The sequence below is a fragment of the Paenibacillus sp. NFR01 genome, assembly GCF_900111565.1.
GTDB lineage: Bacteria > Bacillota > Bacilli > Paenibacillales > Paenibacillaceae > Paenibacillus_AQ.
The window spans coordinates 960,707-975,759 of the sequence record NZ_FOIK01000001.1 but is presented as its reverse complement, the minus strand read 5'-3'; the positions used below and the strand labels follow the sequence as shown (position 1 = coordinate 975,759).

At 53.2% G+C, this 15,053-nt stretch carries 13 protein-coding genes; all 13 read right to left on the bottom strand.

The features are described from left to right. Positions 1 to 17: 17 nt before the first annotated feature. The 13 genes from BMW84_RS04370 to BMW84_RS04310 all read right to left on the bottom strand — a co-directional run bounded on the left by BMW84_RS04370 (position 18) and on the right by BMW84_RS04310 (position 15,006). Positions 18 to 1,007 (bottom strand): sugar phosphate isomerase/epimerase family protein, encoded by a 990-nt coding sequence (locus BMW84_RS04370; RefSeq protein ID WP_091064871.1) that lies wholly within the window; start codon positions 1,005 to 1,007, stop codon positions 18 to 20. Positions 1,008 to 1,035: 28 nt separating this feature from the next. Further along, positions 1,036 to 3,531, bottom strand: a complete 2,496-nt coding sequence (locus tag BMW84_RS04365; protein ID WP_091064868.1) for a GH39 family glycosyl hydrolase — start codon at positions 3,529 to 3,531, stop codon at positions 1,036 to 1,038. 27 nt (positions 3,532 to 3,558) lie between these two features. After that, positions 3,559 to 4,527, bottom strand: a complete 969-nt coding sequence (locus BMW84_RS04360) for a sugar phosphate isomerase/epimerase family protein (protein WP_091064865.1) — start codon at positions 4,525 to 4,527, stop codon at positions 3,559 to 3,561. Between the two features lie 27 nt (positions 4,528 to 4,554). After that, on the bottom strand, positions 4,555 to 5,655 hold the full coding sequence (locus tag BMW84_RS04355) for a Gfo/Idh/MocA family protein (RefSeq protein ID WP_091064864.1): 1,101 nt from the start codon (positions 5,653 to 5,655) through the stop codon (positions 4,555 to 4,557). A 211-nt stretch (positions 5,656 to 5,866) separates the two neighbouring features. Next, the gene (locus tag BMW84_RS04350) at positions 5,867 to 6,955 is read right to left on the bottom strand and encodes a Gfo/Idh/MocA family protein (RefSeq protein WP_091064861.1); all 1,089 of its coding nucleotides are present in this window, start codon (positions 6,953 to 6,955) and stop codon (positions 5,867 to 5,869) included. 29 nt (positions 6,956 to 6,984) lie between these two features. After that, positions 6,985 to 7,776, bottom strand: coding sequence for a sugar phosphate isomerase/epimerase family protein (locus BMW84_RS04345; protein ID WP_091064860.1), 792 nt, complete (start codon positions 7,774 to 7,776; stop codon positions 6,985 to 6,987). A gap of 156 nt (positions 7,777 to 7,932) precedes the next feature. Further along, positions 7,933 to 8,571 (bottom strand): TetR/AcrR family transcriptional regulator, encoded by a 639-nt coding sequence (locus BMW84_RS04340; RefSeq protein WP_091064857.1) that lies wholly within the window; start codon positions 8,569 to 8,571, stop codon positions 7,933 to 7,935. A gap of 95 nt (positions 8,572 to 8,666) precedes the next feature. After that, positions 8,667 to 10,733, bottom strand: coding sequence for a methyl-accepting chemotaxis protein (locus BMW84_RS04335; RefSeq protein WP_175498668.1), 2,067 nt, complete (start codon positions 10,731 to 10,733; stop codon positions 8,667 to 8,669). Positions 10,734 to 10,751: 18 nt separating this feature from the next. Continuing rightward, positions 10,752 to 11,708: an ROK family glucokinase gene (locus BMW84_RS04330; protein WP_091064853.1), complete on the bottom strand. Its 957-nt coding sequence runs from the start codon at positions 11,706 to 11,708 to the stop codon at positions 10,752 to 10,754. A gap of 105 nt (positions 11,709 to 11,813) precedes the next feature. Next, positions 11,814 to 13,214 carry an MFS transporter gene (locus BMW84_RS04325; protein WP_175498667.1) on the bottom strand — a complete coding sequence of 467 codons (1,401 nt, stop codon included), beginning with the start codon at positions 13,212 to 13,214 and terminating at the stop codon, positions 11,814 to 11,816. 481 nt (positions 13,215 to 13,695) lie between these two features. Continuing rightward, entirely contained in the window at positions 13,696 to 14,202 is a 507-nt protein-coding gene (locus BMW84_RS04320) for a GNAT family N-acetyltransferase (protein ID WP_254772858.1), read from the bottom strand. A gap of 43 nt (positions 14,203 to 14,245) precedes the next feature. Further along, a complete protein-coding gene (locus BMW84_RS04315) occupies positions 14,246 to 14,695 on the bottom strand; it encodes an OsmC family protein (RefSeq protein WP_091064848.1) in 450 nt (149 codons plus the stop codon). A 119-nt stretch (positions 14,696 to 14,814) separates the two neighbouring features. Then, on the bottom strand, positions 14,815 to 15,006 hold the full coding sequence (locus tag BMW84_RS04310; protein ID WP_091064845.1) for a DUF2933 domain-containing protein: 192 nt from the start codon (positions 15,004 to 15,006) through the stop codon (positions 14,815 to 14,817). Between the last annotated feature and the right edge of the window lie 47 nt (positions 15,007 to 15,053).

Sequence of the window (15,053 nt, the reverse complement as noted above, 5' to 3'; positions counted from 1 at the left end):
TGGTCCCTCCTATGCTCTTAAATGTAGCTGCGCAGCATGTCTTGATGCCGCCGTACTTGGGTTACCGCATCGATTTCCGTACCCGGCAGGGCAAAACGTCCGCCTTCGTATTCGCTGGCGATGTAGCCGTCGTAGCCTTTGGCTTTCAAATAATCGATCAACTCTTTGTACGGGATGGAGTATTCTGTACCCTCTTCCGTCATTTCGAAGAATTTGCCATGGAAATGCTTGATGAAAGGCAAATATTCGTCCAGCACGGAGAAATCGTGGTTTTCGTAGCCGCCGGCAAACAGGACGTATTCGCGGTCCGTGTGAGAGCGGATAAGGCTTTCGAGCGGTTCCGGCAGTACGCGCTGATGGCTGATGGCCTCAACGTCTTTGCCTTTGGCGAACTCATTGTCGATATACGCTGCGACTTCAGGATTCAGCCCCTGGTTCAGGAAAAATGAAGTGGATACCCGTGGATGCTTGCGGCAGAAAATGCCGGTATCGATCACAAGCCCAACGTAAGGGGAGTTCAGCTTGAACATCAGGTCGGTGAATTTCTTGGTCTCTCCATTGCCTAAAGCCATTCCGCCGTGAACCTCCAGCGCCATTACAACATCCAATTCCTCCGCCAGCGGAAGCGCATCTTCGATAATGTCCGTCGGCGTTAAGGATACAAGGCGGACGAGATGGATTCCGAGCTTGTGGGCGAGCCGCAATTCTTTTTTCAGCAGATCAAGATTCTCTTTACGGGTCAATCTGCGGTTCCGGTATAGCACGGTATTGATGTAAATATCGTTGCAGATCGGCTTGATGCCGGTTTCGCGCAAAATCCGGTTCCAATTGGCGATATCTTCATCCGATACATCCGGAGCGCCCCAAAGCATCTGGTCGCTGATAATTTCCACGCCTTCCACGCCGATTGCAGCCAGTTCCTTGAGGCAATCCTCAAGCGTCATTTTGCCGCGGGCATATTCGTCCTGGTAGCTGTACAAGCTCACGCAACGTTTAATATTGGACATTGTAATCCCTCTTCTCTTTAGCATTGATTTACAGCGTATCCATACGCAGTTCCAATTCAATTAGGCCGACTTCATGCGGTTTCAACACGCTACTGATCTCCAGGCTGCCGCCCCGCACTTCGACATGTTCGACGGAGATGCTTGGAACGCAGATTTGTTTCAAAAATTGGATTTCGTCCGGACGGATATCGTGCACGGCCCCGAATTGCTTCCACTCCTGCAGAATGCTGCCGCGGCTGCTCCCCACATAGGAACGTTTCAGCCGGTAGCTGCCGTCCTTCAGTCCCTCCAGGCGAAAATTTCGCACGGTCGGTTCGGCGGCCGGACCGCCTGCATCATCCAGTGCATCCGGTAAGCAGCCCCCTTCCGCCGGGCAATGCGCATCAACATCCAAATGCCGGTAATGATAACAGAGCAATTGATAACGGTATTCGCTCCGTTTGGTCAGCAGGTAATCACGGCCTTTGCCGATCAGCTGCTTGCCCATCCGGTTCAGGAACGAAAAAGCATAATACGCCGGTTTTTTGATCCCGTTCTTGGAGATGAGCCCGGCGCCTCCGTACAACAGGCGTTTGGAATCCCGGAACTCGCTGAAAATATCGGAGTACAGCCAGTAGCCCATCAGGCATTGTTCGTCGATGGCCTCCGTCATGTTCTTCAGAATATAGGAAGCCTTGAACAGACTGTCGTTCAAATAATCACGGTTCGAGATGCTGAAATTCCATTCGGAGATATGCAGCGGGATGTGCTCAAGACGGCGTTCGGCCAGCAGCCTCCGCACCGATTGCAACGTATGCAGAATCCACTGCTCATCGGGCGAATGCGTAAACAGCGATGCCGTCCCTTCGGGCGATGGCGTGAATTCATACGGGTACAGGTACAGGGACAGGAAATCCGGATGGATCTCCCGCCGGCTCCATTTGTCCAGAAGCAGCGGAAGGAACCTTCCCTCGAGATCCATGCTTAACCCGCAGCCGCCCAGCTTGGCTCCCGGCAGCAGCTCCTTCAATTCCTTCCACGTCAGCTCGAAGCGGATGAAATAATCGTCAAACCACTGCTCCATCCCCTCGGTGCGGTATTCCTCGCGCACCAGATGGTCTACGCCTTCAGACAGAAACGCATGTTTGCTGGAATGCCACAGCTCGAAATACCAGCCTTCCACCTCTTCGCCGCCGTAGCGGTTGATGCAATGGATCAGGAAAGCACGGATCAAGCGCTTCCATTCCTCCGCCGTCCGCTGCTTCGGCAACGCCGGAACAGCGCCCATCTTCTGGCTCGCATTCTTCTGGATCAGCTTTGGTTTATCGCCGAGTTCCAGGTACGGGCGGAGCCGGCTCTTTAACAGAATGTCGATCAGCTTGTCGATATTGCTGAAGTTGTAGCCTGTATCCGGATCAGAAGGATCCTCGATCATCATCTCTTCACTGAAGATTCCCCAGACCCGGGCATAGCTGAAGCCCAGTTCTCCATGAATCAGGGTCAGCTGCTCCTGCAGATCGGAGTTCAGCAGATCCCGGGCATAGCCGATATTGATTAATTCCTTCCAGACCCGCTTGTAGGTCTGCCCTTGTTCAGCGGAAGCATTGAGCACGGTTACGCAGGCATCCGGATTACCGCTGCGGGCAAGCAACGCGACAAGTTCATCCAGCGCCTGCTGGGATCCCTGCAGCTCCGGCCGGTCCTCCCGGGCGCCGGCTTTGGCATCCAGCGCTGCCTTCCGGTACTGCGAAGGCGTCAGTTGATGCATCTCCCGGAATACGCGGTTAAAGGCGGTCAGGCTGGGAAACCCGCTGTCGAGGGCAATCCGTGTAATCGGCTGGTCCGTATACAGCAAATGGGCAATCGCGTAATCCAGGCGAATCCGGTTGAGATACTCGGAGAAGGTCATGCCCATTTCTTTTTTGAACGATTTGGAGAGATACGGAACCGATACGTAATGACGTTCGGCCACTTCGTTCAGCGTCAGCGGCTGGCGGAAATTGGCCTGCATGTAAGTGCAGATCTCCAAGAGCCGCTGGTTTGGTTTATTGATTGCCGCAGCAGCCCCCTTTGCAGGTACGGCGACCGAATAGCGGCTCTGCAGCAGATGCAGCAGATCGAAGGTTAGCTTGATTTCTTCCACCGGATTGCCATTGTTCCTGCGGGTCCGGCTTTGCAATATCCCGGTAAAAATGCTTCGCAGCTCTTCGTCGGCTGCTTTCCGCTCCCGCGCGGAGCAGCAGAAGAACTGGGTGTTTTCGCGGCCGCCGAACATCACCACGATCTCCTTCGGAAGGAGGAACCGGGCAGCCAGCAGTCCATCCCCCGCCTCGAGCCGGAATTCCTCGTTCGGATTAAACAGTATGAAGCCGCGTTCCTCTAGGGGAAGCTGGAGCGCCTGACGGTGAACCGTCAACGCTCCGCGCAACACGTAGATGATCTGGATGTCCGGGCTGGCAATGGAGCCCGCATCCTTTTCGGAAATAATCGATGTCTGAATGGAATAGAGCGGGATGATCCGCAGTAAAGGGTATTGGTTCTCCAATGCGCAGCCTCCTTTCTTAGGGCTTCTTTATACCCACCACATCTCGGCAGCCGGTTCGCGGATCAAAAGCGGCTTCAAAGTATCCACCGCTTTGGAGAATCCTTCGCCGACCGACATCAAACCGTCTTCATGCTCGATGCTTACCACATAATCGTAACCGACGAGCCGCAGCGTACTGATGATATCGGCCCAGGTCTTGGCGTCATGGCCGTAGCCGACGGACCGGAAGTTCCATGCGCGGTCTAGCAGCGCCGTATACGGCTGCATATCCGTGACCCCGTAACGGTTGACGTTCACAGGATCGATCACCGTATCTTTGGCATGGAAGTAATGCAGCGCACCCGCCCGCCCGAGAATGTGAATCGCCTGAATCGGATCGATGCCCTGCCACCACATGTGGCTTGGATCGAGATTGGCGCCGATGGCTTCCCCGGCGGCCTCGCGCAGCTTCAGTAGTGTAGCCGGTGTGTGGACCGAGAAACCGCCATGCAGCTCCAGAGCGATCTTCAAGCCTTTCGCTTGCGCGTAACCAGCGGTTTCGGTCCAGTAGGGAATCACTTTGTTCTCCCACTGCCATGCAAGCAGTTCGCCGTATTCGTTCGGCCATGGCGCAACCGGCCAGTTCGGGTATTTCGCGTCATCTGAATCGCCGGGACAGCCGGAGAAGCCGACAACGACCGGAACCTCAAGCCGCTCCGCCAGATTGAGTGTGCGGATAAATTCCTCGTGATACTGCTGGGCAACCGCTTTCTGCGGATGCAGCGGATTGCCGTGGCAGCTTAACGCGCTGATCGTAAGCCCTCTGGCGTCGAATTGCTGCTTGAATGCTTTCAGCTTGCCGGCATCGGCCAGCAGTTCCTCGGGTTTGCAGTGGTGGTTGCCGGGATAACCGCCGGTTCCAAGCTCCACCGCATCCAGCCCTTTGGCAGCAATCACATCGAGCGCTTCTTCGAGCGGCAGCTGCTGTAAAAGTACGGAGAATACTCCAAGTTTCATCGGGAGCCCTTCTTTCTGGCGGTAGGATTAGAAGAATACCGGTTCACCGGTTTCCGCCGATTTGTAAATCGCTTCAAGAATTTGCGTTACGACCAGTGCCTGCTCCGGCAAGACGAGCGGCTCTTTGTCGTTCAGCAGCGCGTCCACCCACATGCGGGCTTCCACGGCGTTGGCTTTGCGGCTCTCTCCGCTGAAGTACGCTACACCGCCGCCGTCGGAAGGCGCGGTTTCGACCAGCTGGCCATGCTGCGCGGAATTGAACACCACATACCCTTCATCGAGGAACGCTTTGCCGCGCATTTCGGCGCCTGCTTTCGTGCCGCACAGCGTCACTTGCGCTTCCTTGCCGTCCAGCACATTGAGTGCCCAGGCCGCTTCCAGATAGATGGTTGCGCCATTTTCCATTTTGATGAATCCGAATGCCGAGTCTTCGACTTCGAAGGTCTCCGGATCCCATGGTCCGAACATGTTGCCCATCGGGTTATCGCTCAGCTTCTGGTACGTGGAGCCAACAACCATCTTTGGTTTGTAGTTATTCATGTTCCACAGCGTCAGGTCCAGTGCGTGGGTACCGATGTCGATCAGCGGGCCGCCGCCTTGCTTCGATTTATCCGGGAAGACGCCCCAGGTAGGTACCGCTTTGCGGCGTACGGCATGCGCTTTGGCAAAATAAATTTCGCCCAGCTCGTCATTCTCGCAAGCTTCATGCAAGGCCAGCGAATCCACGCGGCAGCGGTTTTGGTAGCCGATCGTCAGCTTTTTGCCGGTGCGTTTGGCGGCATCCAGCATTTTTTGCGCTTCTTCGGTGTTGATGGCCATCGGCTTTTCGCAAAGCACATGTTTGCCGGCTTCCAGGGCATCGACAGTGATATACGAATGAGAAACGTTCGGGGTCAGGACATGCACAACGTCCAGGCTTTCGTCCTTCAGCAATTCCTTGTAGTCGGTGTATACGCTTGCATTTTCGCTGCCGTATTGCTCTGCCGCTTTACGTGCACGCTCTTCGACAATATCGCAGAATGCTACCAGCTCGACTTCGCTGCTCAAGGCAGCCAGTGCCGGGAAATGCTTTTGATTGGCGATACCGCCGCAGCCGATAAATCCGAAACGCAATTTTTTGTTGTTCACTGTAAGTTCCTCCTGATAGAAAAATTCGAATTGTTTACCACCGCTTAATAGTTACCTTTGCTTAATGGTTAACTTTTGGTAAACTTCTCGTACCTAAGATAACATTTCCGATTAGGTTTGGCAAGCAGTTATTTTTTAGGTTTGTAAACGTATACAAAAAAAGCATGTGCCACTCCTGTTCTTTCAGGAATAGCACATGCTTAAGCCAATTCTATAGCGCAAGGACCGCAGGCCGATCCTGGTTCAGGATTACCGGCGACCCCGCAGCTGCGCTTTGGTAGAAGGCGTCCACAATCTCTGCAAAATACAGCCCGTCTTCCGCCGGCGCAATGAGCGGCTGGCTGCCGTCCTTGATGCAATCGACGAAATGACGAAATTCATTCTTCAACTGGAGCGTTGGATTTAGCTTCAACCTCGGCGTGATATCCAGACAGATATCCGAGCTTTCGCCGAACAGCTTAAGCGTCCCGTTGACCAGACTGGCGCCGCCTTTGGTGCCCATCAGCTCCACGAAGAAACGATCCTCCTCGATATTCGAAGCCCAGCTAAAATCAAAGGACAGGCATGCCCCGTCCTGCAGCCCTAAATAACCGGTCGCTGCATCTTCCACGTTGAACAAGCCGCTTTCAATCCCTTTATAGCCGTTACGGTTCCGCGCCGTGGTATGCACGAAATTCTGATGGATACTGCCTGCGGTATAGGATACCTTAGGCAATCCCATGAAATACAGTGCAAGGTCAAGGTAATGCGCACCCAGATCGATCATGACGCCGCCGCCGGCACGGGTTTTATCCGTAAACCAGGTACCCCGGCCCGGAATGCCGCTGCGGCGGATCCAGCCGGCTTTGGCGCTGTAAATGTTGCCGAGATTACCGGCATCGATCCACTCTTTCAGGAATACCGCTTCATTGGTAAAACGGTTGTTGAGTCCGATCATCACCTGTTTGCCGGAACGGTTCCGCGCCGCAACAATGCGCTCTGCTTCCGCCTTGCTGATGCACAGCGGTTTCTCACAATGAACATGGGCGCCATGCGAAAGCGCATATTCCGTAATTTCGGCATGCAGATGATTAGGGGTGACGACACTGACGATATCCGGCCGTTCTTTGGCGAACATTTCCTTATAATCCAGATAAACGCCGGCAACGCCATATTTCTCCGCCATGCGGGCCGCCTTACCCGGCTCGACATCGCAGACCGCAACCACTTCAATATCCTCCAGCGCCAAATATCCGTGGATATGTTTCTTCTCCGCGTTGCCGCCGGCGCCGATCAATGCGTATTTGAGTTTGTTTGTCATGTTAGGTTCACCTCGTATTGTTATGGCAATTATGCTTCCAGCAGCAACTTCTTGAAGTAAGCAGCCGAGTAATCGATGCCTTTGTCTGCCAATGCATCCGGAAGGGCCGATTTGCGCGGTTCAATGCTGAGTCCGCCATCATATCCCGCGGCGCGAAGCGTGGCAATGAACGACGGCCAATCCGTCTGATCCATGCCTGCCGGCGGTTCATCCACCTTTTGCCCGTTGACCAGGAGCGAGCCTTTCAAATGTACGTGATAGAACCGGTGCCCCCAATCGAGCGCCTCCTGCATATAGTCTCCGCCGAAGAATCGGGCATGTGAAGGATCGTATTTAATGCCGAGCTCCGGCAAATGTCCATGGATGATGCGCCATACCTCCGGCGTATTGACGAAATTTACTTTACGACAGTTGTAGGTGGATATTTTGACGTTCTTCGTCGCTGCATAATCCAGCAGCCTGCTGAAGAACGAGATCGCCGCCGTGCAATTATCGTAAAAAGACAATTCCTCGACATAGTTACAGCCGGCAACAAAGCTTGAGCATCCCAGCGCGCTGGCCGCGTCAATCAGTTTATAGCAGCGCTCCAGCTCATCCAGCAAAATTTCCCCCTTAGCGTTGATCCGCTCCGACTTCCAACGGCCGATCGATCCTACCTTTACGCCGTATGAACGTGTCCATTCCGCAATCTGCTCCAGCTGAGCGCAAAATTCGTCCACATTGTCGCCTTCGTTGATGCAAAATTCCAAGAAGCTTAACCCCCGTTTACGGGCTTGAATAAAACTATCCTCTTTCACCGATGCGATCATTCCCAGCTTCATAGTACAAGACTTCCTCTCCGTGAATGTTGTATAGTTAATCTATATTTAACGGTTAACTATGAGTAACTCTTTAATGCTACTTTACCAGAGATTCTCCGGTTTTGCAAGCGCAACAAAAAACGGATTCCGCAAGGAATCCGCCAGTAATACATTCCGTTATTTCTGCAAATAATGCAGCACAAACGCCTTGGAAGTCTTGGCGATCTCCCGGACATTCACGCCGTGCTCCTCCTGCAGCAGCTTCCCCCGAAAAGCCAGGCGCTGCATCAGGCTGATAATCATTTCGATGATATAGAGGCTGGATTCATTCAGGTCAAGGTCGGGACGGATGGAGCCGTCTCGCACGCCCTGTTCCATATAATTGTACAGCAGCCGCCCGACCGCGCCGTCGCTGACCTGCTCACGGTAGGTGGCCTGCAATTCTTCGTTCGGATAGTGGTCGCGGTACGTATGGTCAAAAAATCCGATATATTTCAGATAGTCCGGCTGGCTGTCCAAGAAATCGATCCAGGCATCCAGATAACCTCCTACGCTCTCCAGGCCGCTGCTGCGGGAAGCAGCATGCGTTTCAATATAAGCCGTGATTTCGCCGAGGATCTTCTGCTGAACGGCAAAAATGAGCTCATCCAGCGAGTTGAAGCATTTGTAGAACGTAACTTTACTCAAGTTCGCCCGCTCACAGATCTCCTTCAGCGCTACATTCGTAAAATTATTTTCGATCAGGGTATGCTGACCGGCTAAAATAAACTCTTCCCGGTTCCGGTTCCGCACATCCTGATGCCATGTTGTTGCCATGTGAACCTCCTTTCTTATATACAGCGGTAAACCGTTTATTCGCAGTTAATTATTGAATCCAGCATAGTACAGGCGTATGCAAAAATCAAGCCGTTTTAGAGGTGGAATCCGGATATCCCGTCGCGCAGGTTCTCTGCGCTTTCCCCGGTCTCGTCGGCGACCCGCGCAACGATCCGGCTTCGTGCCAGCACTCCGCCCGCTTGTTCGGCAATCGAGGCCGTATCGAGCGCGGATTGGCCGCCGGCCAGCGCAATCTCCCCGATGCTCGCCGACATACGCCGGATGGAAGTCTCAATATCCACGGACGACCGGTTAAATGCCTTTAGGAGACGTTCAAAATATTCCGCATCCCGGTAATACTGCTCCCCGCTCTGCACCAGTAATTCGTAATCGGCCAGAACCGTCTGGTCGATGAAACGCAGGGCATCCTCGGAGCATCGGGTCAGCTTGTCTACGGACATAAGCACCTCACGGGTGACAGCCTGAATTTCCGCAGCCGAGGTACCTGACTGCTCGGCGAGCTTCCTGATTTCTCCGGCAATGACCGCAAAGCCCCTGCCCGTTTCGCCGGAACGCGAGGCTTCGATACCGGCGTTCAGCGCCAAAATATTGGTCTTGGACACAATGCCGAGAATCACCTGGACCAGCAGGTTGATCCGGTGTACCGATTGGGATTGGGTTATCGCTTCGTCGATGTTGAGCTTCAGATCTCGCAGCAGCTCTGCGGCCCGTTCCCTGGATTGATCGCTTCCGCTTTTGAGCGTTGCCGCCCGCGTGAACATGGCATGGGAATCGGCAACGCCCTGTTCTGCGTTCGCTGCGATCGACTGAACGGAGAGCTCGACCGTGCGGGCCATGCTCTTAAGTTCATCCGCGGCCGCCGCCGTCTCCTGTGCCGCTGCGGACATCTCCTGCGTAATCTCCGATACGGTGCGGATCTGTTCGTTCAGCTCATAGATGCTGCCTTGAGCGGTCTCAACGTTGAGCGATAACTTATCGGATTCTTGCTTCACCGTCCCGATGGCTTTACTCAGCGAACTCTTCATCTGATGCAGTGAAGCCATCAGCATACCGGTCTCATCCTTACGCTTCATGTAACGGTTTGGAATCGCCTCCTGCCAATGGCCGGAAGCCATCTTCTGCAGGTAGGCCGAAGCAGCCCGGATCGGCTGAGTAACCGATTTTGCAAAAAAGGCAATGATGAGTGAGAACATCAGCACGGCGGCAAGAATGACAGCGATAAGATCCCGCTTCAGACGTTCTGCCTTTTCCGCATATCTGGACGTAGGCATATAAGAAATAGCGAAGAGATCCTGAGTCCGGCTCTTCTCATAGGAGCCGATATACTGAACGCCTTCCAGCGTAAAGCGGCCTGAAGCACCGGCATCCGACTTGAAACGGTTGTAAAAATCCAGTATATCGCCTTTCTGTTTGCTTAAATCAAGTGAGAGGATGTACTGCGCGTCCGCGGAAGAGACGACAAGCCCTTTACCGTTCACCAGCATGGTCTTCAAGTCATTATCACCGGATGCATTCACTCGGCCGGCCAGCGCACCCAAGTCGATCGAAGTAACCAGCAAGCCTTGCGGCTCGCCCCCGTCCCGTCCTGGGATCACTACCGCGTTGGTAATCACCGGCTTGCCGGATACAGGCGAGAGCTGCGCCGTTTCCGTAATGACGGCCCCATCATGGGCCTCCGCTTCCTCAAGCCAGCTTTTTGCCGCATCTCCGACACTACTGCCGACAGATCCGCCGCCAATCCCGTCGATGCGGATCGTTCCGTCCAAGCCGACAATAAAGATATTCTCGTATAACCCTTCTGCATTGGTGACGATTTGGCCCAAATATTCGGAAATCCGCGAGTGGCCGCCATGCCCGTCGCTTGTCGCCTGATTTACGTTATTCATGTAATCAGCGATATTAGGCTGAATGGCAAGGCTGGCCGACTGCGTCATAATGCTGCCGATGGCCAAGTCGATTTCGTTCCTCTTTTCCCCCGCAACCGCGGATAAGTTATGTGCCGATTCATTGTACAGCGTCCGGGAGAACGTATGGTTCGCATAGATCAGCGAGAACGTCATGGGAATGGCCATGCACAATAGAGAGATCAGCAGAATTTTGACAAACAGGGAATTCCATTTGCCCGCATCGGAACGCTTCATCTCAGCCATCTCCTGTCCCTAACCGAAGCAGTGAAGGCCTGCCGCCCCCACAACACCGGCATTGTTGCCCAGTATTGCCGGCACGATGTCCACATTCTCGCTGCCGTTGCCAAGCGCATATTCCCGGAAATAACGGTCGATGCGGTCCAGCAGGAAGCTTCCGGCTTTGGCAACGCCGCCCCCGACTACAAAACGCTGCGGGTTGACCACGACCGACAGCAGCGCCATGGACCGTCCGAGATAATCGGCGGCGCGGTCGACAATGTGCAGGGCCGCCGGATCGCCGGCTTTGGCCGCATCCAATACATCCTTGGCGGTAATTTCGCGATGATGGGCGAGCATGGTCTGCTCCCCGCGGATCACCGCTTCCTTCGCCATATAAATGATGCCCGTCGCGGAGGACACCGTCTCCAGGCAGCCTTTTTTCCCGCAGCCACAGAGAATGGCTTCGTTGTCCGCAACAACCTTCAGATGTCCGATTTCTCCGCCCATCCCGTTAAAGCCCTGGCATAGGTTGTTCTTGACGATGATGCCTCCGCCTACGCCGGTTCCCAGCGTATAGCAGACCGCATTCGGAATGCCTGCGGCAGCTCCGCTCCACACTTCGCCGAGTGCGGCAACATTCGCGTCGTTATCGATTTTCACCGGCTTGCCCATTCGGTCTTCAAGAATTTGCCGTACCGGCACATCCTTCCAGCCCAGGTTAGGCGATGCTTTGACCAGTCCTTGTTCAAAATCCAGAAAGCCCGGTATCCCGGCGCCGATCCCGGCGATTTGCTCCCAATTGCAGCCTTCGCGTGCAACCAGCTCTCTGACGTACAGCTCGATGTTCTGCAGCACCCCTTCCGCCCGTTTCTCCGCTTCCGTTGGTCCTTCAAACACCGCAAGCAGCTGCCCCTGCGCATCGCACAGGCCGATTTTGATCGACGTTCCCCCAAGGTCAATGCCTATGTAATACTTATCATTTGTCTCCATCTAAATTTCTCCTCTCTGATATGCACTCAAAAAGACAATGCCATAAGTGGACAAACCTTACAGCATTGCCTTATGGGTGAAGGTTATTCCGATAAAGCGGTTACGTTATACTGCGCTGCGTCTGGCATCCAGCTCGCGCACCACTTGCGGATGGATGGCATCCAGTTTATAGAAGCAAATCGCTGCAATCTGCAGTACTGTGCACACCAGCGGAATGGCGAAGAACAGTACGTTGATGGCTGAAGATGCGCCGGCTGTTACATTCTCCGCGCTGTAGCCGGTAAATGCGAGCGTATAACCGACAACTGCGCTGCCAAGTGCCATGCCGACTTTAGTGGCGAAGCTGTAGCCCGCATACAAGGTGCCTTCGGATTTGTTGTTGAATTTCCATTCGTTGTAATCGACGGAATTGGCGATCATACTGAATACGGCGCCCGAGCTGATTCCGCCGAAGATGTTGGCTACCAACCACAGACCGACAAACATCGCCATGTTGTGCTCAAAGAACGGCATAATCGAGAGAGCGATCATGAAGAGAATCTGGGCAATGATGTTGCCTTTACGCTGTTTGAATTTCTTCAGGAAAGCTGGCGTAATGGCCGCAGAGCACAGCAAGGATACGTAAAGCGCCGGCAGAAGGATCGAAATCATACCCGGATTGTGCAGCACATGCAGGCAGAAAAAGATCGTAATGGATACGGTTGCGCCGGTACGGATAAAAAGCAGCAGCGAGAACACGATCGTCGAAACCCATGGCGCGTTTTTGAATGCGCTTTTATAAGTTTGAATCAGTGAGCCCTTTGCTTTGTGGGCCGATACCGGCTCGACATAACGTTCTTTGCAATTCTTGAATACAATAAGGAACATAATGGAGCTGAGTACGGCGAAAACGATCGTTGTAAACAGGTACCCTTTCTGTTCATTGCCGCCTCCGAAAAACTTCACCATAGGCGTCGTCAGCGCAGTCACGATGATACTGCCGCCGGCCATCCCGACCATGCGGTAGCTGGACAGCTGGTCTTTCTCTTCCCCGCTTCGCGTCATCATCGGCATCAGCGCGCCGTATGGCACATTGACGATGGAATACAGCAGGCCCGCGATGATGTACGTGACGGATGCGTAGATGATTTTTCCGGTGTTCGAAAGATCCGGGCTGGTGAACGTTAGAATCAGCATAATTGCAAACGGGACAATTCCGAATAAAATATATGGACGGGCTCTGCCGTAACGCGTATTCGTGCGATCCACGAATCCGCCGATGACCGGGTCGATGATGGAATCCAGAATCCGGGCCACCAGAATCAATGTGCCGGTAGCGGCTACCGGGATCAAGGCCACGTCGGTGTAAAAGTAGAGCAAAAAGCTGCCGACAATCCCCCACATCAGATTGGACCCGAGGTCTCCGAGACCGTAGCTGATTTTCTCCTTGAAGGTTAATTTACTGCTCCTACCCGCTTCGGACGTCCGGACCACCGGGATATCACTTGCCAAATTCGTCGTTTGCATGTCCTTCATCTCCCTTTATTTAATCGCTTACATGATTGGTAAAAATAAAACCCGCTTGCGTTCCCCCGACTCCCCTTCTCACTCACCTATGAGGCTGCTCTGTTGTTTACGTTTTCATTATAAAATGCCGCCCGCCTCGGGACTTTTTCATATTTAATCAATTGAACGACTTAATTTTGTGTTTCTGCGGCTCTGCTGTCGCCTAATTCAGCCGGTTGGTTAAATTACAGCATGTTATTTTTAACTATTGGATTGTATTAAACTCCGTTGTAAAGCGCTTCCATTTAACAGGAAATGTTTACCTTCGAATAACGATTAACTTATAGTAAACTTTGTAACACAAAATTAACACACTCTTTAAAGCTTGGCAATGGAAATGAGCAACTTATATCTTGCGAAAAATAAACAGCCTTACCCCGCTCGAAATTCGAGTCACAGGTAAGGCTGTTTTAGCTAAACAATTATAAAGTTCCTTGTTGTGTTAAACCCAATCATTAGCAGATGCCAAGACGACGGAGGTTTGGATTTGCCGCTCCGGAACGTTCCAATATTGCTGAAGCAACGCTGTCTTCCGTTCGCCGGGTACCTGTTTGAAACCATTTTTCTCATAAAAAGCAATTGCCCACGCCGCGGCCTCCCAGGTGCCGATCAGAATGGGTTTGGCGGTCAGTCGGGTAAGATGATGCAGCAGTTTCGTTCCAATGCCGCCTTGCCGGCTGTTCGTCCGGACGTAGGCGTGACGGATAAGCGCGACCTCTCCTTTATCCTGGATGCCCATGACCCCGATCAACTGCCCATCCAGCTCTGCTCCCCAAAAAATCACGCCGCTATTCTTCTCGTGGATCAGCTCATCTCTGCTCATGTAGGGCTCGTGGTAACGGTCCGTGGGAATGATGCCGCGGTACGCCGTTGCCGCATCGTTGATGATGGAATAAATCGCTTCTTCATCTTTATCGCTGCATAAACGTAGGATGGGTGACAAGGACATGGCTATCCACTCCTTCTGGTTATTCATCGTGAATAATCCCTTTTTATCGCTGCCCTGCCAGCACCGTCGGTTCTGTCGTGATCCGCACATTCCCGGCGACTGCCCGGGAGATCATGCAGGAGCTTTCCGCTTTGAGGGCCAAACGTTGTGCTTTATCGATATCTTGCTGTGCGGTACCTTCCGGCAGCGTAATGACCGGGGCATGTTTGATCGCTTCATAGGTAAAAATATTATTCGTCACGTCTACCGTCGCTTCCGAGGTTAACGTCAGGCTGTCGACGGCAACGGCTGCGCGCTCCAGCATCGCCGCAAGCGTAATCAGATAGCAGGTTGCCGCCGCGCCAAGCAGCATTTCATCCGGATTGGTGCCGACGCCGGGCCCGCCCATGTCCTTGGGAATGGAGATTTGTGTCTTCAATTGTCCGGCTTCGATGGTCCCTTCGCTGTTGCGGCCGCCGTTCCATACCGCCTTCAGGATAAACGGGTGTTTCATTTGCGCTCGTTCCCTTCTGCTTGATGTCCTTCATCCATTATAAGATTCTTCCTCGCTTATGCAAAATCAAACAAACCCCGTAGCCATAAGGCAGACGGGGTTTGTTGAGCTAAAACCGCTTATTTCGTTAAACCCTGGAGCTCTTGGCGCAATTGTTCGTTTTGCGCTTTCAGTTCATCCAGTTGTGTCTGAATCGCTTTATCGGGTGCAGAATTACGGGAATGCGGACCGTGTCCATGTCCTTTCATCCCGAACATCATAAAGATCATCATCAGCGGACATACCAGAATCAGCAGCGAAGACCAATCCATAACGTTTCCTCCTTAGCCGGATATTGAAGTGAAGTTACAGGCCTATT